Source organism: Pseudomonas palleroniana (assembly GCF_003031675.1).
Taxonomy (GTDB): Bacteria; Pseudomonadota; Gammaproteobacteria; order Pseudomonadales; family Pseudomonadaceae; genus Aquipseudomonas; species Aquipseudomonas palleroniana.
This window is the reverse complement of the sequence record NZ_PYWX01000011.1, coordinates 206101-228129: the sequence shown is the minus strand read 5'-3', so window position 1 is coordinate 228129 and position 22029 is coordinate 206101. Positions and strand designations below refer to the sequence as shown.

Below are 22029 nucleotides of genomic sequence, written 5' to 3'. Positions count from 1 at the left end.
CTGCGCAGCGGCCCCAAACCCAAGCGCCTCGATCTCTCGGAAACAACGCAGCGGACTTATTGGGGCGGCTGCGCCACCCAGCGCGGGGCGAGCCCGCTCACTACAAGCGTTCGGCGCTCGGGTGATGGGTTGCGTACCCGCTTCTGAAACCGGCCCGTAGTGAGCGGGCTTGTCCCGCGCCGGGCTGCGAAGCGGCCCCAAACCCAAGCGCCTCGGTCTCACTGAAACAACGCAGCGGACTTATTGGGGCGGCTGCGCCACCCAGCGCGGGGCAAGCCCGCTCACTACAAGGGCCCGCTATGCCAGCGCAGGGCCAGTGCCGCCGGGCGACGTATCACCTGTTCCACCGTCACCGTCCATAACCGTTGTGCGCCTTCGAAGCGGGCCACTTCGGGCCCCTCCAGAATCAGCGAGGTGCGCCCGGCCAGATGCAGCACCTCTCCCGACTCGAAGTCGATGAACAACAGGCCCGCCACCGGGTTGACCTGTAGGTTGCCCAGGGTGTTGAAGAACAGGTTGCCGGCAAAGTCAGGGATAGTCAGCACGTTGCCATCGACCCGCACAAAACTGCTGTTACCGCCCCGATGCGAAACGTCCACCGAACGCTGGCCGTCCACTTCGACGTAGCTGGCGACGAAGAAGGTGTCGGCGTTGCGGATCATCATTTGTGCCGCGTCATCCAGGCCGTCAAGACGCTCAACCTGCGTGCCGGGTTTACGTGCAATCGCGTCGACCGGGCGCAACTGGATGTACTTGGGGCAGTTGCCATAGGTGTGCACGACGTCGACCGAGAAGCCATCGTGATCAAGCGCCTCGATTCGGCCGTTCATGCGGTTGCGGCGGCGGGTATTGAGGTCGATACCCAGCAGACCGACCGAGGCGCCGACGTGCAGTGCCGTGCGGGCCGGGTCGCCTGTGGATGGCAGGCTGTCGATCTGCAAGGTCTGCGGGTCCGGCGAGTGGGCAAAGCCGGGGGCGCCTTCCAGCATCGTCGCCCAGGGAATGCCCTGCTCGTCCACCACGCCCAGTACCAGGTACGGCAACAAGGGATAGAAGTCCCGGTGTTGTTCCGGCAGGTGATCGCGAATCACCTTGGGCCCGACCACGGCCATGCGGTCGGCCACGCCAACCGCTGCTTGCAGGTAACGTTCGCCGGCATGCCAGGGGGATGTTTGCGGGAGGGATGGTTCGATGGGGTTCATGCTGAGCACCTCATGCTGGAGAGCCCTATGCTGCGCCCTGACAGCCCGTGTGCGAATAACCACGTCAGGCAATCCACTATTACACTCACTGAAATGCCGGATGCTCACGCAGCTGCGCCACACAGTGCTCGACAAAACTGCGCACGCGCATCGGTGCGTTGCGGCCTTCGCGATACACCACCTGCACGGGCAGTGGCGGCTGTTCGTAACCGGCCAATACCCGACGCAGCTGCCCACTGCGCAAATGCTCGTGCGCCGGGTAACTCAGGCAGCGGATCAGCCCCGCCCCATGCACGGCGGCATTGATCGCGCCCTGCACCGTGGTACAACCCAGGCGGGCACGGGCCTTGAGCTGGTAGCCGTGGAAATCCCAAGCCACCCGGTCGCCTCCGGCTATCAGCCGATGCTGCTTGAGATCGTCCGGGTGCTGGGGTTCGCCGTGGGTTGCAAGGTAGTCGGGGCTGGCGCACAGGATATGCCGCACCTGCCCCACCGACCGTGCGATCAGCGACGAGTTGGGCAAGTGGCCGACAAGGATCGCTACATCCAGACCTTCTTCATGCAGGTTCGGGTAGTAATCGTGATAGCAGGCTTTCAGGCGCACGTCGGGATAACGCTCCATGTAAGCGGCCAATACCGGCGCCATCACGTAGCGACTGAACAGAAACGGCAGAAACACCCGCAGGTTGCCTTGAGCCTCAGTCTGCAAGCCCTTGGCCGAAGCTTCAGCAGCATCCACGGCCGCCAGCAAGCGCACACAATCGGCCAGGTACGCCTGGCCCGCGTCGGTCAAGCGCACACCCTGGGTACTGCGCAGCAGCAACGGCACGCGCAACCGTGCCTCCAGCCGCGCCACCGCACGTACCAGTGTCGGCGCGGAGACACAGGTTGCACGTGCCGCCGCGGCCAGGCTCGTGTGCCCGGCCAACGCGGCAAACAGCTGCATATCGCGATAACGCTCCATCAGCCGCGCCGCGTCATCGCCGGGTTCAGCGCGGCGTCCTGGCCCAGCCGCCGGCTGAGGAAATCCACGAAGGTGCTGACTTTGGCCGGTACGCGGGCACTCTGCTGAAACACTACCTGGATCGGCAGCGGTGCCGGTTCGAAAGCCTCCAGCACAATCTCCAGCTCGCCCGCCGCCACCTGCGCCGCGATTTGATAGGACAACACCTGGGTCGCGCCCCAGCCCAGGCACGCCAGGTTGATCGCCGCGTTATTCGCCGTGACCACCAGGCGCGGTTCGATAGGCACCGTCACCGGCTGGCCCTGGTCGAAAAACGCCCACTCGTGCACCCGTTGGCTGGCGGACGAGGTGACGATCTTGAAGTCACGCAATTGGGCGGGATGCCGAGGCCGCCCGTGTTGATCGAGAAAGGCCGGCGCCGCACAGACCACCCGGCGTACCTCGCCGACTTTGATTGCCTGTTGCCCCGGCTCGTACAGATGACCGATGCGTACGGCCACATCAACACCTTCATCGGCCAGGTTCACCACACGGTCGACCAGCAACGCGTTGAGCGTCACCAGCGGAAAACGATCCAGGTAATCCCCCAGCACCGGCGCCACATACCGCTCGCCGAACAGTACCGGCGCGGTCACCGTCAAATGCCCGCAAGGGCTGGAGTAACTGCCTGCCGCCGCCTCTTCGGCCTCATCCAGTTCGGCCAGGATGCGTCGGCAGTCTTCCAGGTAACGCTGGCCGGCCTCCGTCAAATGCAGGCTGCGTGTGGTACGCGCCAGCAATTGGGTACCGATGCGCGCCTCCATGGCGGCGATGGCCCGGGTCACGCTGGGCGGTGAGGTATTCAGGCGGCGTGCGGCGGCGGCGAAGCCCTCCTCCTCGGCCACCGCCAGGAACACCTGCATCTCATGAAATCGGTCCATCGGCGCCCCTTGTGGACGTTACGGTGTTTGCAGGCCCGCTACCGTGCGAGGCATGCCGACAAAGCCCGGCAACGCCTCGATGCCGGCGAGCCAGGCCCGCACTTTAGGGTAGTCGGCCAGCGACACATTGCCTTCCGGCGCGTGAGCCACGTAGGAGTAAAACGCGATATCGGCGATGGTCGGTTGCTCACCGACAAGAAACCGCGTCTGGCTGAGTTGCTGTTCCACCAGTTTGAGCAAGGCGTGGGAGCGCGCGATGGCATTGGCGGTGTCGATCTCGGCACCAAACACCACGGCCAGGCGCGCCGACGCCGGCCCTACATGCAAGGGGCCGGCCGCGGCCGAGAGCCAGCGTTGTACGCGAGCCTGCCCCACCGGATCGCTCGGCAGCCATTGGCCTTTGCCGTAGGTGGCGGCCAGGTAGACCAGGATGGCGTTGGAGTCCGCCAGCACCATGCCGTTGTCATCAATCGCCGGGACCTGTCCGAAGCTGTTGACCTCAGTCAGAAATTCCGCGGTTTTGTGCGCGCCGTGCTTGAGGTCCACCAGGATGAATTCCATGGGCAGCCCCAGCAGGGACAGCATCAACTCGACCCGATGCGAGTGGCCGGACAACGGGAAACCATACAGTTTGATCGCAGGCTGGGACATTGAGACGCTCCAAAGGTGGGGGTTTCGACGCCGGTCATGTTCCACCGCAGTGCAAATCGTTGGAATCACCAGGATTTACAATCCAGCATTTCACAGCATGAAACAATACCGCGAGGGTGCTCAGCGCTCCTCCAGCCGGTCACGCAGAAACCGGTGGCTGGCGGAAAACAACCGCTGGTAGGTGAGCAGCACTGCACCGACCGTGCCCAGCGCCGATGATGCGGCGATCAGGAACATGATCACGATCTGGTAGCGCACCGCGTCCAGCGGGCTCTCCCCCGCCAACACCTGGCCGGTCATCATGCCCGGCAGGCTGACGATACCGACCACGGTCATCTGGTTCAGCGTGGGGATCATCCCCGCCCGCACGGCCTGGCGGATCGCCTCCTGGGCGGCTTCCCAGCGTGAGCCGCCCAGGGCCAGGATCATCTCGATGGTATTGCGCCCCGAGGTCAGCTCCTGGGTCATGCGCTCAATGCCCAACGACACGCCGGTCAGCGTATTGCCCAGGATCATGCCGAGGATCGGGATCGCATATTGCGGTTCATACCAGGGGTGGATACGGATCACCGCGAACAGGCCCACCGCCGTCACCAGCCACGAACTGCCCCAGACCGACACGATGCTGTCGACCCGCTGCCCGCGATAAGTGCGTCGCCCACGTCCCGCCGCCGAGATGCCGGCGATCAAGGTCATCGCACACATCAACGGCAGTACCACGTACCAGTAGGCAAACTCGAATACCCAGCCCAGCAGGTACCCGATGGCCATCAACTGCACCACCGTGCGCACGGCGGCCCACAGCAACTGGCGCTCCAGGCCCAGGCGCAACAACAGCGACAAGGCGCCGTTGATCAGGATCAGCGAGGCGGCGATGCCCATGTCCAGTGCGGTCAGGTTTTGATAATTCATGGCTGGGCGACTCCGCTCAGAACACCGGCACTCATCTGCAAATGCAGGTCGCTCATGCGCCGGGCCTGCTCCAGGTCGTGGGAGACCCAGAGGTAGGCGCGGGCCTTATCGGCGGCGTACCAGGCATCGATCAGCGCTTCGACATCCCGGGAGGACGTGGGGTCGAGGGCGGCGGTGGGTTCATCCAGCAACAGCACTTCGGGGTTCAATTGCAGGGTGCGGATCAACGACACCACCTGGGCTTCGCCCCCCGACAGATCGCCGGCGTTTTTAGTCAGGAAGTCCGGTTGCTTACCGGCATGCTCCAGCAACGTGATCACGGCTTGCCGATCGAAGCTGCGCTTGCGCAGGGTCTTGAGGCTGAACGGGAAGCGCAGGTTGTCCTCCACAGTCCCCTCGATCAACGCCGGGCGCTGGGACAGGTAGCTGATATGGCTGCGGTAATGGGGAATCTCTGAGTTAGCAATCGGTTGACCGTTCCACAGGATCTGCCCGGAGCTGGGCGCGTCCAGCAGGGCCAGTGCGCGCAGGAATACGCTTTTGCCGGAGCCTGAGGAACCGGTGATCGACACGCGGTCGGCGCGGTTCAAGCTGAAGTCGGTGGGTTGCAGCAAAATCGCCTGGCGACGCTCGTCCTGGCGCGTGAGGGCGCGGGTTTCTATCAGTGCGCTCATGGACAGGGTGTTCCTCTTGATCCGGTTGGCGGACATGGTGCGGCAGCCGCACAAAGTTTTCATGAAAAAATTCAAACTATCGCCCCTCACGTCGTTCACACCTTCACGTGCAACGTTAGGTAGGAGGCGACATGCAATACCGACAACTGGGCCATAGCGGCCTGCTGGTATCTGAAATCATCCTCGGCACCGTGCCGTTCGGCGGTCGCGCCGAGTTTGCAAAATGCGGCGCGGTGGATGTGCCCCAGGCCAGGCGCATGTTCGACATCGCGTTCGAGGCCGGGGTCAACATGGTCGACACCGCTGACCTCTACTCCCACGGCCTGGCCGAGGAAGTGGTGGGCAAAGCCTTGGGTGACAAGCGCAACGATATCCTGCTGGCCACCAAGGGCCGCAGCCCCGTGGACAATAATCCGAACAACTCCGGCGCCTCGCGCTACCATCTGATCCGCGCGTGTGAGGCCAGTTTGAAGCGCCTGGGCACCGATCACATCGACCTCTACCAATTGCACAATTGGGATGGCCTGACGCCCATCGAAGAGACCCTTGAAGCGCTGCGGCTGTTAGTCGGTTCGGGGAAGATCCGCTACTTCGGCACCAGCAACTTCACCGCCTGGCAGATGATGAAAACCCTGGGCAAAGCCGAGCTGCACGGCATGCTCAAGCCCCTCACCCAACAGATCTACTACACCCCGGAATCCCGTGAGGCCGAGTACGAGTTGCTGCCCCTGGCGCTTGACCAGTCCGTCGGCACCCTGGTGTGGGGCCCGATGGGCGAAGGTCTGCTGACCGGCTCGACCCGACGCGGGCAAAACCCGCCAGCCAATACACGCCAAGGCAGCGACTGGCCGGAACCCTATGTGCATGACCGCGAGCGCGCCCTGGATATCATCGAAACCCTCGCGGCCGTCGGCGATGAGCTGGGTGTGTCGGTGGCGCGCACCTGCCTGGCCTGGCTCAAGGACCGCCCCGGCATCACCGCGCTGATCGTCGGCGCCCGCACCGAAGAGCACCTGCGCGACAACCTCGCCGCCACTGAATTGAAACTCACCGAGGCGCAGTCTTCGCGCATCGAAGCCGTCACCCGGCGCCAGCCGTTGTATCCGTACTGGCACCGCTTCACCGCCGGGATCGACCGCTTCGACCCGGCAGAGCAGCCGTTTTTGGCCGAGCACCAAAAGACCATGGATGCCCGCAAGGACAAGTGATGGAGGGGGCGACCCTCCCGCCGAGGGTCGCCTTGCGCAGTCTATTTCCCGTCAGGCGCCCTCTACGCGATCTTCCGCAAAAAGGGTGGCCCCCCTTACCGCTTGGGCGTCAACCCCACCGCACACGCCACCACCGCCGAATCGCCGTGGTCATGGGGGCGCAGTCTTATCGGCGATTGCGGGTTTCGCGTGTCTACCGCTCGCAACGTGGGGCGTTCAACCACGGGAGGGCTGTGGGCGGGGTCGACGATTTCCATGCAGCGGCGCAGCGAGTTGAAGTCGGGCGACTGCGACAGGGACAGGTGCAGGGTCTGGCTGACCGACACCGACACCACCGAGCTCAATGCGCATTGCCCGTCATAGATCAGGGTGTGGCGGATCAGCGGGTTGTCGTGGCAGTACTTGAGCAGGTTGACTTCTCGCGAATGCACCAGCGCGGTGTTGATGATCAACAGGTCGAACGCTACCCCCACCGAACGTGTCAGCCCCTGCAGTTCGTCGAATGAACTGATGGGCGCAATACGGTGATAACCCAACTGGTTAAGCATTTTCTCGATCTTGATCCGTTGCAGCAGGTCGGTATCGGCAATCAGAAGGCGTAGCGCTTTATTAGACATAGGGTAAACCTGACAGTTGGGCATCCACGTCGATCATTCAACGGTGAATACGGTAACGGTCGGCACCCGGCTATGACTTTAAGGCGATTCTGAAACGGCAGACGCAGCGCGAGCGCACTTTTAAGAATCGCCTGAAAGCCCTGCCGCCGCCTTGCCTCTACCATGGTCTGCGTCTGCAAATGCCCCATGGAATTGATTGTGTTGATGCCCCTTTTGCGAATCCTGCTGATCGCCGGTGCGTTGCTGGCCCTGGCGCCACCGGCCCGCGCCGCGCTGAAAATCGAAGGTACACGGCTGATTTACTTCGGCCAGGACAAGGCCGCCGGCATCAACGTGGTCAACCAGGCGTCACAAGACGTGGTGGTGCAAACCTGGATCACCGCCGAAGATGAAACCGCCAACCGCGATGTGCCGTTTGCCGCCACCGAGCCGCTGGTAAAACTGGGGCCAGAGGAGCATCACCGGCTGCGGGTGCTCTACGCAGGCGCCGGACTGCCCAGCGATCGTGAATCGTTGTTCTGGCTCAACCTCATGGAGGTCCCGCTCAAGCCGAAAGAGCCCGGCAGCGTGCAATTTGCGATCCGCCAACGCCTCAAGCTGTTCTACCGGCCGCCCACGCTCGAAGGCGGCTCGACCGAAGCGCTGCAGCAGTTGGTGTGGAGCCGCCACGACGCGCAGAGCATCACCGTGAGTAATCCCAGCGCGTTTCACCTGTCGCTGGTGAACGTGCACACCGATACCCACGCGCTCAGCGACTACCTGCTGCTCAAGCCCCACGAAAGCATCACCCTGACCACGCCGGGCGTTTTGCCCAAAGGCACCACCCTTCACTTCACCGAAATCAACGACATCGGTTTGCAGGCCCGCCATCGCGCGGTGCTCAACTGATCCATCGCGGGGTATTGGCACCTATGTCACTCATCAAACGTGTTCTCCCATTCTTACTGTGGGGCTGCGCCGCGCTGCCCGCCACCAGCCATGCCCTGGCCTGCGTGGAAGATGGCAGCGGCGCGTACGTGGATATCAACCCCCTGGGTACTTCGCTGGCAGTGGCGGCCGACGCGCCGGACGGTACGATCATCTGGGAGTCGGGCCCACGCTCCACCAACGTGCTGTGCAAGGACGACCAGAACCACGGCCGTGAAGAGGTGTATTTCTACGTCAACCCGGCCAATGTCAGCATCGGCCAGGGTATCCGTGTAGGTATTCGCTACAACAATGCGCCAATCACCCAAAGCACCGGCAAGGTCGGTACCGGCTTCTTCTCGGACCGCGGCTGCACCTGGTCCAACTGCACCGGTTGGGACAAGGCACGCTTCACCTTGAACTTCAGTGTGTTCATTGAAAAATATGGCAAGACGCCGCCCAATGGCCAAGCCAGCACCCTGACCCAATACCGTGTCTTTCAACTGGACGGCGTACGCGGGCTTAACAGCAAGCCCAACAGCAACCTCAATTACATCGTCACCGGTATGAACGATATCCGTTTCGTCCCCTGCGCGCCCGAGCTGACTATCACCCCCAGCGTGGTCAACTTCCCCACGCCTTCGCGCACGGCGCAGATCGGCGCGGTGGCCAGCACCGCGAATTTCAACCTGAGCCTGCGCAAAGCCTGCGACACCCCCTACACCGTCAACGCACGTTTCGCCACCACCCCGGGCGGCGGCAGTGTGATCAACGGATTGCTGGTGCCGGCCAACAACAGCTCGGTCGGCATCTCGTTGTCGCGTGCCGAAAGCGATCAGCGTTTGCCGTTCAATGACTGGTTCACCTTGCAGACGCTGATGGGTTCCGGCCAGGCGCGCAATGATTTCCGTGCGGACTTGAGCTGGCGCACCCTGCCGATTCCCGGGGCTTTCGAGGCGGCTGTGGTGGTCGACATGTTCTACAAGTAGCCGGCGACTTTAAGGATCGTCTTATGCCACTGGCAGCGATCTGCCACTACTCTCTGCCGATGCGATTGAAAAGTTATCTGCTCCAGATCAACCCCGTCCTCTCCCGACCCGAAGCAGCCAGAAGGCTGCTTCGTACGTTTGCCACCGTGTTACTGATTGGTATCTTGAGCGGCGTCTATACCTTCCTGTTGTCCACCTTCAACAACGATATCTCCCAACGACGCGGCTACATGAGCAGTGCCATCGCCGAGGCACATACTTTTTTCACCAATCGCGAGGCCCTGCTGGAAAGCCTCAGCCTGTCGGCGGTACGCAAACAGTCACGGATCTATCCGCCGTCCCCGGAAGAAGAACATCTGCAACTGGGCGATATCCCCGGCAACCAATGGAGCATCTGGCTGACCGCACGCATGCGCGACTACCTGAAGGCGCGGCAACTCAACCTGCTCTACGTGAACGCCGGCCCCAGCCCGCAGGTGACCCGCCTCTACAACTCGACCGCACAGGTGCTGCCGACGTCCAAGTGCATGCTCAACCGCCTCAAGGCCCTGCAATATCGTGACCCGAGCACCCTCGGCGAGCTATGGCTCAGTGACAGGACCGAGCACCACTCGCACCTGTACGTGTTCATCCGCCTGGACGAGCGCGATGTCAACTCAGGTTGGCTGGGCCTGGAGATGGAGAGCCGCGAGGTCTCCTCGACGCTCAGCGATCAGAGTGCCGGCGAGTTCATGATGCTCAACTCCCAAGGCATGCTGGTCTTCACCAACAGTGCCGATACGCGGCTGAGCCAACAGCGCCTCAAGCCGGGCGAAGACAGTTTTTTCGGATTTGTCGGCAATGGCTGGCTACCCGACCACTTGGTGATCCGCAAGCATTTGAAATCCTCCGACTGGCAACTGATGTATTCCATTGATCTGCACGCGGTGGTCACCGGTCTGTGGAAACAACTGCTCGGTTCATTGTTGTTCTGCCTGTTCAGCCTCACGCTGATCTGGCTGGTGATGCGCCGGGTTGACCAGCGCTTCATCATCCCGTCGATCCATCGCATCCAGGCCCTGATCGAGAGCGAAGCCTTTGGCCGCGACGTCATCCAGACCGCGCCCGTCGCCTTGTGTGTACTGCGCCGTACCGACGGCCAGGTGGTGCTGGAAAACACCCTGGCCCAGCAGTGGCTCGGCAACGGCCCGGAGCGCGAAGCCCTGCGCGACAGCTGGATCGAGCAAGCCTTTGCCGGCGAGCCTTGCGAACGCAGCGACTACTTTGAAACCGTCGACGGCCGCCACCTGTACTTGAGCAGCGCGCCGACCCGCTACAAGGGCGAAGACGTGCTGTTTTGTGCCTTCAGCGACCTCAGCGCGCGCAAGCAGGTCGAGGCTGCACTGGAAGAGGCCAGGCAATCGGCGGACGCCGCCAACGCCGCGAAAACCCTGTTCCTGGCGACCATGAGTCATGAGATCCGCACGCCCCTGTACGGTGTGCTGGGCACCTTGGAGCTGTTGGCCCGAACCCAACTGGATGCCCAGCAAAAAGACTACCTGCAGGCCATCGAAGGCTCGTCCGCCACGTTGCTGCAACTGATCTGCGACGTGCTTGACGTGTCCAAGATCGAAGCCGGGCAGTTGGCACTGGAGATGAGCGAGTTCTCGCCATTGGACCTGGTGCACGAAATCATCCAGGGCTATGCCGCAGCCGCCCAAGGCAAGGGTTTGCAGTTGTACGCCTGCTTGGACCCCAAGTTGCCCGAACGGTTGATCGGCGATGTGACGCGTATCCGCCAGATCCTCAATAACCTGCTCAATAACGCGGTGAAGTTCACCGATTACGGGCGCGTGGTGCTGCGAGTCAAGGTGCTCGGCCGCGACGGCGAGCGGTCCAGTGTGTTGTGGCAAGTCTCGGACACCGGCAAAGGCATCGCCCAGGAAGACCAGGCGATGATTTTCGAGCCGTTTTACCAGAGCGAAGGCAACACCAATGTGGTGGCCGGCACCGGGTTGGGCCTGCCGATTTGCCAACGCCTGACCGAGTTGATGAACGGCTCGCTGCGCATGGTCAGCGAACTGGGCCTGGGAAGCAGCTTCAGCCTCACGCTGCCGCTGGAAGAAGCGCCTACCCTGCCGATGAGCGCCTTGCTGGCCGACACCGTCTACGTCGCCTCGCCCATTCCGGAACTTGCCCACGCGATCAGCGGCTGGCTGCGTCGCTGGGGCGCACGGGCCCAGCCCGGCCTGCCGAACCTGCCCGACCACAACCTGCTGCTGCAATTGCACCCTGGCAGCGTCGATCCCCTGTTGGCACCCGACTGGCCGGGGCCGGTGATCCATGTCAGCAGTCACGCCAGCACCACCGTAGAAGCTGACAGCGGCGCGTGGCACGTCAACCTCAACCACCTCGGTGCCATCCATCAGGCTGTCAGCCAGGCCCAGGGGCTGTGGGTGGCCCGCAGCGATGAGCCCACACGCCAGAGCGACGTGGACGCCCTCAACCTGCACCTGTTGGTGGCCGAGGACAACATCATCAACCAACTGATATTGCGCGACCAACTCGAAGAACTCGGCTGCACGGTGGAACTGGCGGCCGACGGCCAGGAGGCGCTGCAGTTGTACAGCGCCGGGCATTTCGACGTGGTGCTGAGCGACGTCAACATGCCCCACATCAACGGCTATGAGCTGGCGCGCGAATTGCGGCGCCAGGGCTGCACGCTACCGATTATCGGGGCCACTGCCAACGCCATGCGCGGCGAAGCCGACCTGTGCCTGGCCGCCGGCATGAACCATTGCCTGGTCAAACCCTTTGCGTTGCGGGCGCTGTTGAACGCCCTGGCACCTTATGCACGGACCACCCATGAAGCCCCTTAGTATTTTGATCGTCGAGGACCACCCCCTGCAGCACATCTACCTGCAGCACCTGCTCAGTGAGTTGGGGGATTTCAGCCTCGAAGCCGCCGAAGATGGCAAACAAGCGCTGGAGCGTCTGCGCCAGCGGGATTTTGATCTGGTACTGACCGACCTGCTGATGCCCGGCATGGACGGTGTGCAATTCATCCAGTGCCTGGCCAACCTGCGCTGCAAGCCGGCGCTGGCGATCATGAGCGCGGCTTCGCGGCGCATGCTGATGGCGGCCAGCCTGGTGGCGAAAAACCTCGATGTCGAGGTGATCGGACTGATCTCCAAACCGGTCGCCGTCGACGCCCTGCGCAGCCTGGTGGAGCAACTCAAGACCAAGGTACACCGGCCCTCTCCCGCCCTGACCGAGTACCTGGATATCGACCGCCACACGCTGGTCCAGGCCATGGGCAACGGCCAGCTCCAGGCCTGGTTCCAACCGAAAAAGTCCCTGGCCAACGGCCGTATCGTCGCCGCCGAGGCCCTGGTGCGCTGGATGCACCCTGAGCAAGGCGTGCTATTGCCAGCCGCGTTCCTGCCGGCGATCAAGGCATTCGAGCTGGAGGAACGCCTGTTGTGGGTGGTCCTCAAGCAAGCCATCCATGCCCAGGAGCGTTGGCGCCAGCGCGGTTATGAAATACCCGTGTCGATCAATTTGCCCACCCACCTGCTCAACAGCCATGACCTGGCCGACCGCCTGCTGGAGTTCGTGCTGCACTACAACGGGATCCCGGGAATGATTTGCTTCGAACTGATGGAGTGCTCGGTACCGCAGGACATCAGTAACTTCTATGCCGGAGCGTGCCGCCTGCGTATCAAGGGCTTCGGGCTGTCCCAGGACGATTTCGGCAAAGGCTACAGCTCGTACCTGAACCTAGTATCCACGCCCTTCACCGAACTGAAGATCGACCAGGCCCTGGTGCAAGGCAGCCACGACAACGAAGGCATCGCCCAGGCCTTGGCGAGCATCATCGCACTGGGCCGCAAGCTCGGCCTGACGGTGGTCGCCGAAGGCGTGGAAACACCCCAGCAACTGGCCCTGTTACGCAAGATCGACTGCAATCAGGTGCAAGGTTTCCTGATTTCCCACGCAGTGTCTTCAGACCAATTTCAGCAACTACTGAACAATGATGGCCCCGCGACATCTCACTAGCTGGCGGCCCCGGATCATTTGCGCTTTATTAAAGAGCAAGCGCCCTCCAGTGCCGATCTATCCTGCGCCTGTGGACCCTCCTGATGAAGCACAACAACGCGATCCTCGAAGCCTTTACCCGTAGCTCTGCGCGCCTGAACAAAGGCCTGATGGTACTGATTGGAATCGCGTTGCTGCTGGTCCTCACCAATTACTGGTCACTGCAACGAGGCATCGAAACCCGCTACGGCGCGACGCGCTTTCACTTCACGCGCCTGATGGAGAACCTCGCGGAGCAGCAAACCTACCTCAAGAGCCTGACCCATCCGGGCATCCAGGCCGAACTGCTACGCGCCACCCACGTCCAGGTCAGTCTGAAAAGCCGTATGGTCGACAATCGCCGCACGCTGTACGAAGGCCAGAAGTATTCGTTTTCGGTGCCGTTCAGCGTCAAGTTCGATGAGCAGCAGGTGGGTGTCGCCGCCAGGCCGGCGATTTTTGCCTTGGGCGCGCACCTGACCAGCTACTACAGCGCTTTCTGGTCCTCGTCGCCGTACGAGGCGCCGCAAACCTTTCTGTCCAACCGCCAGGCGAACTACACCATCACCATTCCGTCGGTGGGCTACCAGCGAAGGGAAGGCACCGAGGAAACCGGCAATCTGGTGACGTTGGTCAATGCGGTGCAACAGATCCTCACACAAACGCCGCAACCGCTCGAGCAGGATCGCGTGTATTGGCACACCGGACCCGAGCCCGAACACTTGCTGGCCTATATCGGCCTGCCACTCGAAAGCCAGGGCCAGACGGTAGTCGGCACCTTGCTCGATCTGTCGCAGGTCGACGACGTACAGCGTGCCCTCGATCACTCGGCGTTTGATCGCTTCACGCTGATTGCGCCGGACGGCGAGCGGTTGATCGGGCCTCCGACACCGGCGTCACTCAGTGATGGCGTGCATTTCACCGCCAATGGCTTTCAATTCAAGATCACCCACGCAGGCGACCAGCCGTGGAGCGCGGTCTATGGCCTGAACTACTCGCACTTCTTCCACTCCGCCGTATGGCCGCTGAGTACCCTGGCGCTGCTGCTGGCCAGCCTGATCACCCTGGGTTGGGCCGGCAGCCGTTGGTATCGACGCCAGGTCATCGCGCCAGCGCGCCTGGCCCATGAACGCATTGCCGAAAGCATGGCGTTCAGCCGCGTCATCATCGACACCGCCCCCACCGGGCTGTGCGTGGTGCGACGCAGCGACGGCAAGGTACTGATCGAAAACCAGCGCGCCCAGCAATGGCCAGGCACCGCCCGCCTGGTGGAGGCCATGGCCGGTCAACATGACCCTGCCGAGCATGGCGAGACGCATCTGGAGATCGAAGGCCGGCACCTGCAAATCGGCTTCGTGTCGACCCGCTATCAGGCCGAGGACGTGCGTTTGTACGCGTTCAACGACATCACCCGGCACATTGAAGATGCACAATCATTGGAGGAAGCACGTCACGCCGCCGACACCGCCAACGAAGCCAAGACGCTGTTCCTGGCAACCATGAGCCATGAAATCCGCACGCCGTTGTATGGCGTGCTGGGCACCCTTGAGTTACTCGGCCTGACCGACCTGGACCCGCACCAGCAAACCTACCTGCACACCATCCAGCGCTCGTCAGCCACGCTATTCCAACTGATCAGCGATGTGCTGGATGTCTCGAAGATCGAGTCCGGGCAAATGGCGATAGAAGCCATGGACTTCTGCCCCCTGGACATACTCGAAGACACGCTGCACACCTACACCGCGTTCGCCCAGCGCAAGGGCTTGCAGCTCTACAGCTGCATCGACCCGCAGTTGCCTGACTGCGTAATGGGCGACCCGATGCGCATCCGCCAGATCCTCAACAACCTGGTGAGCAACGCCATCAAGTTCACCGACACCGGCCGTGTGGTCATTCGTGCCAGGGTGATCGGGCGCGACAGCGACAGCGTCGATCTGGAATGGCAAGTCACCGACTCCGGCGTCGGCATCCCCGAGGCACAGCAGGCCAAGCTGTTCGACCTGTTCTACCAGGCACCGGATACGGCCAGCGAAGGTGGCGCCGGCCTGGGGCTGCCGATATGCCGGTGGCTGGCGCAGATGATGGGCGGTGAAATCAGGCTGGTCAGCGAGCCGGGCCTGGGTAGCAGTTTTACGCTGAAAATCCGCCTGCCCTTGTGCAGCGGGGCACTGCCCCACCCGCCAGTGATCGAACCGAGCCCCACGCCGGTGTACGTGCAGGCACCGGTGCGCGAACTGGCACAGTCGATGAGTGACTGGCTCAATCGCCTGGGCATTGCGGCCGACCTGGCGGCGGCCATCCAGGAAAAAGACAGCCGCCACGCGGTGCTGGTCGACCTGCTGCCCAGCGAGCCCCCCTGCCCCTGGACCGGCCCACGTGTACTCTGCCTGCCGGGCGCACACAGCCCGCCACTGCATACGGCGCAAGGCTGGGTAGTCGATTTGCATGATGTGCGCACCCTCGCCGCCACCGTGTCACTGGCGCAGCACGGCAAGTATGAGCAACCCGCAGCGGCACAGCCGCGCAGCGCCGGTCATTTGGGGTTGCGCATCCTGGTCGCCGAGGACAACCCGGTCAACCAGGCGATCATCAAGGAACAGCTAGAGGCGCTGGGTTGCTCGGTGACCCTGGCCGTCAACGGTGAGCAGGCGTTGCAACTGTGGCAACCGCAGGTCTTCGACCTGGTACTGACCGATGTGAATATGCCGTTGATGAACGGTTATGAACTGGCCAGGAAGCTGCGCGAGCATGATCCGCAGTTGCCGATCATCGGCGTGACCGCCAACGCAATGCGCGAAGAAGGCGTGCGCTGCCTGGCGGTGGGCATGAACGCCTGGATCGTCAAACCCTTGAGCCTGCAAACCTTGCGTGCGCAGTTGATCAAGTTTTGCCAGGCCAAGCCGCCGCCGGAGCGCGCCGTCGCGGTTTTCGATGACCGCGTGCAACTGTCGGACACGATGCGCCCCCTGTTCATCAGCACGTTGCGCCAAGACCTGCAGCAGATCGGCGCAGCCCTTGAGCAACGTGATGCGCACAGCCTCGGGCAGCGCCTGCATTCAGTCGCCGGTGCCCTGGGCGCGGTGCAGGCACTGGCGCTGTCCCAGGCCTGCATCGAACTGGAAAGTGCACTCAACAGCAGCAGCCTCAATACCGCACTGGTACTCAACGTGAAGGCGGTCATGCAGCGAATGTCGGCCATCCTGGAGACGCTCCAGCCTGGGCACACTTCACTCACTTGAACTGGCACTACGGACGGCCCCTTATGAAAACATTCAACGTGGTTATCGCGGACGATCACCCGATCGTGCTGCTCGGTGTACGCGAACTGGTGGAGCGTGATACGCGCTTTGCGGTCGTGGGCGAGGCTGTCTGTTCGGCGGGCTTGATCGAGTTGCTGCAACGCCAGGTGGTCGACATCGTGATCACCGACTACAACATGCCGGGCGACTCGCCCTACGGTGACGGGCTGAAACTGGTGGAGTACCTGAAACGGCATTTCCCGCAGGTGCAGGTCCTGATCCTGACGATGATTTCCAATCACCTGATCCTCACCCGCCTGCAGGAACTGGGCGTGGTCGGCATCATCCAGAAAAGCCAATTGCACACCGAGATTCAACTGGCGCTCAAAGCCATTGCGCAACAAGGCGCCTATCACAGCCTGGAGCCGCCGAAGACCTCGGTGATCGAGACGCTGACGGCGATCGACGAACGCGTTTCCACGTTGTCACCCAAAGAGTTCGAAATCTTGCGCTTATTTATTGCCGGCATGAGCGTGAGTGATATTGCACGCTGCCAGAACCGAAGTTCCAAAACCATCAGCGCGCAAAAGATTTCAGCCATGCGCAAACTTGAAGTGAGCAGCGACCAAGACTTGTTGGCTTATTGCCTGGCCCGCAACATTTTCAACTAACAAGCACTTGCAAGCCATTCCTGGATAATGGCTTTGCCCTTTATTTACGGGCCTAAAAGCTGTTCAACCCGCGCAAACTTGCCGCCCCTCGTGCCACTTATAAGAATCGTCTTATTTGCCCGCCTGCCACTGCCCCTTACTCTTTGCGGGCAGTTCAACAACAGCATTTCCCAACTAACACTTACGGACATCATCATGAAGAAGTTTTCCCTGGCTGTTATCGCCTCGGCCATTATCGCCGCTTCCGGCAGTGCATTCGCCGCAGACCCGGTAACCCCCACTCCAACCCTGGGTGGCAGCGGCAAAATCACCTTCACCGGCGTGATCAACAACGATGCATGCTCGGTGGACGGCGCCAACTCCGACCGCACCATTTCGGTCGACATGGGCAACGTTTCGATCAAGGACATGGGCACCGCAGAAAACCCGGCTGCCGGTCGCGTGACCGCCAAAGACTTCAACCTGAACGTCAACTGCAACGCAGGCACCAAGGTCGCGATGATCTTTGACGCCAACAACGGCGGTTCGGGCCTGGTCACCGGCAAGAAAGTCCTGGCGCTGAACGCCGGCTCCGCTTCGGCGAAAAACGTCGGTATCGCCCTGCTCGACAGCAACGGCGCGCTGATCGATCTCAGCTCGCCGTCCACGGCGCGCATTGAAAGCACCATTCACGGCCAAGGTTCCGAAGGCGGCGACGCCACCTTGAGCTTCGCAGCCGCCTACGTGACCACCGCAGCCGCCGGCTCGGCCGTTGCCGGTCGTGGTGATGCAACCCTGCCGTTCATCCTGCAATACGAATAATCGGCGCCCCGGCACCCGACGTGCGAGGCCCTGCGGCCTCGCCATTCCTTCTGATCACACTGGATAAACCTCATGCTGCCTCGTTCGATTGCCGCATGCCTGGGGCTGCTGGGCATGCTTATGGCGACCCAGGCCGGCGCCAGCATTTCACTGAACGCCACCCGCATCGTCTTCGATGGCGACCACAAGGAAGCCAACATCACTGTGCGTAACGGTAACCAGGATGTATTGGTGCAATCCTGGGTCGACATGAATGACGCCGGCGCCAGCCGTGCGCCCTTTGCGGTCACGCCGCCCCTGGCCCGCGTGTTTGCCAAGGAACAGCAACTGCTGCGCGTGCTGTATGAAGGCACCGGCATGCCCACGGACCGCGAGTCGGTGGTGTGGCTCAACGTCCAGGAAATCCCCAAGGCCAGTGAGGCCGAGAACACCTTGCAGTTGGCCATCCGCCAACGCATCAAGATTTTCTACCGGCCTGCCGGGTTGCCCGGCAGTGCCTTGCAAGCCCCGGCACAGCTTGAATGGACATTGGTCCGGCAAGGCGCGCAGACGCTGCTGAGCGTGAAAAACCCGACGCTGTATCACGTGTCGATGGCCGACATCAAAGTGCAGGCGCAACTGGCGAGCGACTCCACCATGATCGCGCCCGGCGAGCACAAGCAATTTGCGCTCGGTGCCCTGCCCACCAGCGGCCCGGTGCAATTGTCGTTCTACAGCATCAATGACTACGGCGCGCAGAATCACTACACCACGCCCCTTTCAAGCGGCGTTTCGGCCCCTGCACACGCCACTGAATCACGACTGGCCCCTTAAGCCTGCTCTCTAACCCCCAGGCGAATGCCGGGTGCGTATTTGCGTGCCTGCCTGTTCGCTGCCGGGGGACGTCAAAGGTCTTCGCATGTCTTCTCTTTCCAGCAACAGGCCCGTGCGTTGCGCACTGAAATTCAAGACACTGTCGTTGGCGATCGCCGCCAGCTTGCCGGCCTGGGTGATGGCCGATGAGGCCACCGAAGCCTTCAATACCACGTTTTTACAAGGTGGGCAGGCGGTCGACCTGCAGCAATTGCTCGCGGCCAACAGTGTGCTTCCGGGCAATTACCGGGTGGACCTGTTCAGCAACGAAGTGCTGGTCGGGCGGCGTGACATCGACTTCCTGCGCAACCCGCAAAACGGCCAGGTCGAAGCGTGCCTGACGCTCGACCTGCTCAAGCAACTGGGAATCGACATGGCTCGCCTGCAGGCTCAAGGCAAAATCGACCCTGAACATCCCGCGCCCTGCTACTCACTGGCGCAGTTGATCGAAGACGCCAGCGTGCGGTACGACAGCAGCCGCCTGCGCCTGATGGCAAGCATTCCACAAATAGCTATGCAACGTGGTCTGCGCGGCTATGTCGACCCGCAGTTATGGGATGACGGCGTGCCGGCCGCGTTCATCAACTACCAACTCAACAGCAGCCGCACGGCCGGCGACTATCAAACCCGCGTCAACCATAACCTGGGCTTGCGCAACGGCATCAACCTGGGTGCCTGGCGCCTGCGCAACGAGTCGAATTTCAGTGGTGGCACCGCGCGCTCGAACACCTTCACCAGCAACCGTACCTACGTGCAGCATGACGTGACGGCGATCAAAGGCCAGTTCAGCGCCGGTGAGATTTTCTCCGATACCGATCTGTTCGACAGCGTGCGCTATCGCGGCGTGAAACTGGCCTCGGATGAAGGCATGCGCGCCGACAGCGAGCGCGGCTATGCGCCGGTGATCCGTGGCGTGGCGCAGACCAACGCGACCGTGGAAATCCGCCAGAACGACTACATCCTCTACACCGCCAACGTCGCGCCGGGCCCGTTCGAGATCAACGACATCTACCCCAGCGGCTCCAACGGTGATTTACAAATCACCGTGATCGAAGCCGACGGCAGCCGCCGCGTGACGATGCAGGCGTTTTCCAGCCTGCCGATCATGGTGCGTGAAGGCCAGGTCAAGTACAGCGTCTCGGCGGGCACGTTCAAGAGCAATGCCGAGGGCCTGGCGACTCCCCGATTTGTCAGCAGCACCGTGGCATATGGCTTGACCAGCAGCCTGAGCGGCATCGTCGGTGTACAAGCCAGCGAGGCGTACAACGCGCTGTCTCTGGGAGCCGGCAAAAACACCGCACTGGGCGCGGTATCGCTGGATGTCACACACTCATCGAGCAAGGCCCGGGGGCAAACCACCCAGGGCAACAGCGTGCGCGCCCTGTATGCCAAGACCTTTGCCGGCACCGACACCAACTTCACCTTGGCAGCCTACCGCTACTCCACCGAGGGCTACCGCAGTTTCACCGACCACGTCGAAGACATCAGCGAAGGCGCGCGTGTACGCACCGGCCACTCCAAGACCCGCACCGACCTGACGATCAACCAAAGCCTCGGGCGTCATCGTGAATACGGCAGCCTCTACGTGAACGCCAGCGATCAGCGTTATTGGAACCGTGGCGGCTCCCAGAGTTTTTCTGCCGGCTATACCAGCAACTGGGGCGATGTGACTTACAACCTCGGCGTCACGCGTACCAAGCAAATCGTCACCTGGGGCGAACCCAGCGATGACACCCAAGTGAACCTGTCCATCTCCTTCCCGCTGGGCAGCCAGCCGCGTGCGCCACGAGCGTTCGTCACCACCAGCAGCAACCGCGGCGACACCACCACCCAAGCCGGTATCAACGGCTACGTCGCCGACACCAGCGACACCTTTTATTCGGTGCAAGCCGGCCACAGCGACACCAGCGGCGATTCGGGCTCGGTGAACATCAACAGCCGGACCTCGGTAGCGGACGTCAGCCTGGGTTACAGCCAGGGCCAGGGCTACAACTCGCAGAACCTCAACCTCGCAGGCTCCGTAGTGGCCCACGCGGGCGGGATCAACCTGGGGCAGACCGTCAGTGAAACCTTCGCGCTGGCCGAAGTGCCCGGTATCAGCGGGGCAAAAATCGGCAGCTACAGCGGCGTCGAAACCGGCTACAACGGCTATGCGGTGATCCCCACGGCCCAACCCTACCGGGTGAACTGGGTGAGCCTGGACACCCGAGACCTGGGTGGCGATGTCGAAATCAGCAATGCCACGCAACAATTGGTGCCGCGCCGTGGCGCCATCGTCGTGGCGCACTACAGCGGCACCACCGGACGGCGGGTACTGTTCGAGTTGTTCGATGCCCAGCACCAACCGCTGGCGTTTGGCGCGTCGCTGGAAGATACCCAAGGCAAGCAACTGGCGATCGCCGATCCGAACGGCAACGCCCTGGCATTGGTGGAGCAGGATCACGGCACCTTGATCATCAAGTGGGGTGAAGAGCAATGCACTGCAAGCTACGCGCTGCCACCGCAGAACAAGGCGCTGAACTATGAGCGCCAGGCGCTGGTGTGCAAGCCCCCGGCCGGTTGAGGGGGCCGAGCATCAATGCGTGCGTGCGCTCCTCTGCACCACGCACATGGGTGTACCTGCCACCGGCTCATTGATGATCTGCACATGCACATCGAACACCTGGTGCATCAACTCGGCACTGATCACCGCTGCTGGCGCGCCATCGGCCACCAACCTGCCGCCGTGCATCACCGCCAGATGATCGGCGTAGCGACAGGCCTGGTTGATGTCGTGCAGCACGGTGATGACGGTCTTGCCTTCGGCAGCCAGTTCGCCCATCAAGTCCAGCAGTTCGACTTGATGGCTGATGTCGAGATAGGTGGTGGGTTCGTCGAGCAGCACCACCGGCGCATTCTGTGCCAGCACCATTGCCAGCCAGGCGCGCTGGCGTTGGCCGCCCGACAAGTCGGCCAAGGCACGCTCGGCCAGGGTGTCCAGCTCCAGGCGCTGCAGGGCCTGGGTCACGTGGGACTGGTCATTGCCGCTCAGGCGCCCCCACAGCGAGTTATGCGGGCTGCGACCATAGGCAACCAACTGGCGCACGCTGACCCCCTCCGGCACGGGCAACACCTGTGGCAGGAACGCGATCTGCCGCGCCAGTTGCCGCGCGGACAAGCTGGCATAGGGCTGCCCCTCCAGGGTCAGTTCGCCCTGGGTTGGCTTGAGGATACGCGCGAAGGCCTTGAGCAAGGTGGACTTGCCGCAGCCGTTAGGACCGATCAACGCCGTGACCTTGCCCACTGGCGGCGCGAACGACAAACCTTGCACGATGCGCGTCGCGCCATAACCGATATCGAGCTGGTGTGCCTTCAGAATACTCATGTC

Annotated in this window: 18 protein-coding genes; 10 read left to right on the top strand and 8 right to left on the bottom strand. The window is 62.3% G+C overall.

Annotated features, from left to right (window positions below):
• Positions 1-284 precede the first annotated feature (284 nt).
• The 6 genes from C9383_RS03990 to C9383_RS03965 all read right to left on the bottom strand — a co-directional run bounded on the left by C9383_RS03990 (position 285) and on the right by C9383_RS03965 (position 5323).
• Complete coding sequence (locus tag C9383_RS03990) at positions 285-1202, bottom strand: pyridoxamine 5'-phosphate oxidase family protein (protein ID WP_090369918.1); 918 nt, start codon at positions 1200-1202, stop codon at positions 285-287.
• Positions 1203-1287: 85 nt separating this feature from the next.
• Positions 1288-2166 (bottom strand): LysR family transcriptional regulator, encoded by an 879-nt coding sequence (locus C9383_RS03985; protein ID WP_090369916.1) that lies wholly within the window; start codon positions 2164-2166, stop codon positions 1288-1290.
• Positions 2166-3086, bottom strand: a complete 921-nt coding sequence (locus C9383_RS03980; protein ID WP_090369914.1) for a LysR family transcriptional regulator — start codon at positions 3084-3086, stop codon at positions 2166-2168. The genes C9383_RS03985 and C9383_RS03980 overlap by 1 nt, the downstream gene beginning before the upstream one ends.
• A gap of 18 nt (positions 3087-3104) precedes the next feature.
• Positions 3105-3737, bottom strand: coding sequence for a glutathione S-transferase family protein (locus C9383_RS03975; protein ID WP_090369912.1), 633 nt, complete (start codon positions 3735-3737; stop codon positions 3105-3107).
• Positions 3738-3857: 120 nt separating this feature from the next.
• Entirely contained in the window at positions 3858-4649 is a 792-nt protein-coding gene (locus tag C9383_RS03970) for an ABC transporter permease (protein ID WP_090369910.1), read from the bottom strand.
• Positions 4646-5323 (bottom strand): ABC transporter ATP-binding protein, encoded by a 678-nt coding sequence (locus C9383_RS03965; RefSeq protein WP_090372352.1) that lies wholly within the window; start codon positions 5321-5323, stop codon positions 4646-4648. Before C9383_RS03965 ends, C9383_RS03970 begins: the two co-directional genes overlap by 4 nt.
• A gap of 131 nt (positions 5324-5454) precedes the next feature.
• Between C9383_RS03965 and C9383_RS03960 the strand changes: the two genes are divergently transcribed.
• On the top strand, positions 5455-6531 hold the full coding sequence (locus tag C9383_RS03960; protein ID WP_090369908.1) for an aldo/keto reductase: 1077 nt from the start codon (positions 5455-5457) through the stop codon (positions 6529-6531).
• A gap of 95 nt (positions 6532-6626) precedes the next feature.
• On the opposite strand, the gene C9383_RS03955 is transcribed toward C9383_RS03960, so the two are convergent.
• Positions 6627-7148 (bottom strand): ANTAR domain-containing protein, encoded by a 522-nt coding sequence (locus tag C9383_RS03955; RefSeq protein ID WP_090369905.1) that lies wholly within the window; start codon positions 7146-7148, stop codon positions 6627-6629.
• Between the two features lie 204 nt (positions 7149-7352).
• Between C9383_RS03955 and C9383_RS03950 the strand changes: the two genes are divergently transcribed.
• The 9 genes from C9383_RS03950 to C9383_RS03910 all read left to right on the top strand — a co-directional run bounded on the left by C9383_RS03950 (position 7353) and on the right by C9383_RS03910 (position 21225).
• A complete protein-coding gene (locus C9383_RS03950) occupies positions 7353-8036 on the top strand; it encodes a fimbrial biogenesis chaperone (RefSeq protein WP_235863243.1) in 684 nt (227 codons plus the stop codon).
• A gap of 23 nt (positions 8037-8059) precedes the next feature.
• Positions 8060-9043, top strand: coding sequence for a fimbrial protein (locus tag C9383_RS03945; RefSeq protein WP_090369903.1), 984 nt, complete (start codon positions 8060-8062; stop codon positions 9041-9043).
• Between the two features lie 59 nt (positions 9044-9102).
• Entirely contained in the window at positions 9103-11901 is a 2799-nt protein-coding gene (locus C9383_RS03940; RefSeq protein ID WP_090372348.1) for an ATP-binding protein, read from the top strand.
• Complete coding sequence (gene pvrR, locus C9383_RS03935) at positions 11888-13081, top strand: response regulator cyclic di-GMP phosphodiesterase PvrR (protein WP_090369900.1); 1194 nt, start codon at positions 11888-11890, stop codon at positions 13079-13081. The genes C9383_RS03940 and pvrR overlap by 14 nt, the downstream gene beginning before the upstream one ends.
• Positions 13082-13164: 83 nt before the next feature.
• The gene (locus tag C9383_RS03930; protein WP_090369898.1) at positions 13165-16338 is read left to right on the top strand and encodes a hybrid sensor histidine kinase/response regulator; all 3174 of its coding nucleotides are present in this window, start codon (positions 13165-13167) and stop codon (positions 16336-16338) included.
• Between the two features lie 23 nt (positions 16339-16361).
• A complete protein-coding gene (locus C9383_RS03925) occupies positions 16362-17009 on the top strand; it encodes a response regulator (protein ID WP_090369896.1) in 648 nt (215 codons plus the stop codon).
• Positions 17010-17204: 195 nt separating this feature from the next.
• Positions 17205-17810, top strand: a complete 606-nt coding sequence (locus C9383_RS03920) for a fimbrial protein (protein WP_060756870.1) — start codon at positions 17205-17207, stop codon at positions 17808-17810.
• Positions 17811-17882: 72 nt separating this feature from the next.
• Complete coding sequence (locus C9383_RS03915; RefSeq protein ID WP_090369894.1) at positions 17883-18623, top strand: fimbrial biogenesis chaperone; 741 nt, start codon at positions 17883-17885, stop codon at positions 18621-18623.
• 85 nt (positions 18624-18708) lie between these two features.
• The gene (locus tag C9383_RS03910) at positions 18709-21225 is read left to right on the top strand and encodes a fimbria/pilus outer membrane usher protein (RefSeq protein ID WP_090369893.1); all 2517 of its coding nucleotides are present in this window, start codon (positions 18709-18711) and stop codon (positions 21223-21225) included.
• 12 nt (positions 21226-21237) lie between these two features.
• Here C9383_RS03910 and fecE read toward each other — a convergent pair whose 3' ends face one another.
• Entirely contained in the window at positions 21238-22026 is a 789-nt protein-coding gene (gene fecE, locus C9383_RS03905) for a Fe(3+) dicitrate ABC transporter ATP-binding protein FecE (protein ID WP_090369890.1), read from the bottom strand.
• Between the last annotated feature and the right edge of the window lie 3 nt (positions 22027-22029).

What these genes read in the sequence shown, in the direction of transcription:
- fecE (WP_090369890.1), bottom strand. Translation starts at nt 22,026, where the DNA reads ATGAGTATTCTGAAGGCACACCAGCTCGATATCGGTTATGGCGCGACG.
- C9383_RS03955 (WP_090369905.1), bottom strand. Translation starts at nt 7,148, where the DNA reads ATGTCTAATAAAGCGCTACGCCTTCTGATTGCCGATACCGACCTGCTG.
- C9383_RS03910 (WP_090369893.1), top strand. Translation starts at nt 18,709, where the DNA reads ATGTCTTCTCTTTCCAGCAACAGGCCCGTGCGTTGCGCACTGAAATTC.
- C9383_RS03970 (WP_090369910.1), bottom strand. Translation starts at nt 4,649, where the DNA reads ATGAATTATCAAAACCTGACCGCACTGGACATGGGCATCGCCGCCTCG.
- C9383_RS03925 (WP_090369896.1), top strand. Translation starts at nt 16,362, where the DNA reads ATGAAAACATTCAACGTGGTTATCGCGGACGATCACCCGATCGTGCTG.
- C9383_RS03980 (WP_090369914.1), bottom strand. Translation starts at nt 3,086, where the DNA reads ATGGACCGATTTCATGAGATGCAGGTGTTCCTGGCGGTGGCCGAGGAG.
- C9383_RS03965 (WP_090372352.1), bottom strand. Translation starts at nt 5,323, where the DNA reads ATGAGCGCACTGATAGAAACCCGCGCCCTCACGCGCCAGGACGAGCGT.
- C9383_RS03920 (WP_060756870.1), top strand. Translation starts at nt 17,205, where the DNA reads ATGAAGAAGTTTTCCCTGGCTGTTATCGCCTCGGCCATTATCGCCGCT.
- C9383_RS03950 (WP_235863243.1), top strand. Translation starts at nt 7,353, where the DNA reads ATGCCCCTTTTGCGAATCCTGCTGATCGCCGGTGCGTTGCTGGCCCTG.
- C9383_RS03945 (WP_090369903.1), top strand. Translation starts at nt 8,060, where the DNA reads ATGTCACTCATCAAACGTGTTCTCCCATTCTTACTGTGGGGCTGCGCC.
- C9383_RS03985 (WP_090369916.1), bottom strand. Translation starts at nt 2,166, where the DNA reads ATGGAGCGTTATCGCGATATGCAGCTGTTTGCCGCGTTGGCCGGGCAC.
- C9383_RS03975 (WP_090369912.1), bottom strand. Translation starts at nt 3,737, where the DNA reads ATGTCCCAGCCTGCGATCAAACTGTATGGTTTCCCGTTGTCCGGCCAC.
- pvrR (WP_090369900.1), top strand. Translation starts at nt 11,888, where the DNA reads ATGAAGCCCCTTAGTATTTTGATCGTCGAGGACCACCCCCTGCAGCAC.
- C9383_RS03960 (WP_090369908.1), top strand. Translation starts at nt 5,455, where the DNA reads ATGCAATACCGACAACTGGGCCATAGCGGCCTGCTGGTATCTGAAATC.
- C9383_RS03990 (WP_090369918.1), bottom strand. Translation starts at nt 1,202, where the DNA reads ATGAACCCCATCGAACCATCCCTCCCGCAAACATCCCCCTGGCATGCC.
- C9383_RS03915 (WP_090369894.1), top strand. Translation starts at nt 17,883, where the DNA reads ATGCTGCCTCGTTCGATTGCCGCATGCCTGGGGCTGCTGGGCATGCTT.
- C9383_RS03940 (WP_090372348.1), top strand. Translation starts at nt 9,103, where the DNA reads ATGCGATTGAAAAGTTATCTGCTCCAGATCAACCCCGTCCTCTCCCGA.
- C9383_RS03930 (WP_090369898.1), top strand. Translation starts at nt 13,165, where the DNA reads ATGAAGCACAACAACGCGATCCTCGAAGCCTTTACCCGTAGCTCTGCG.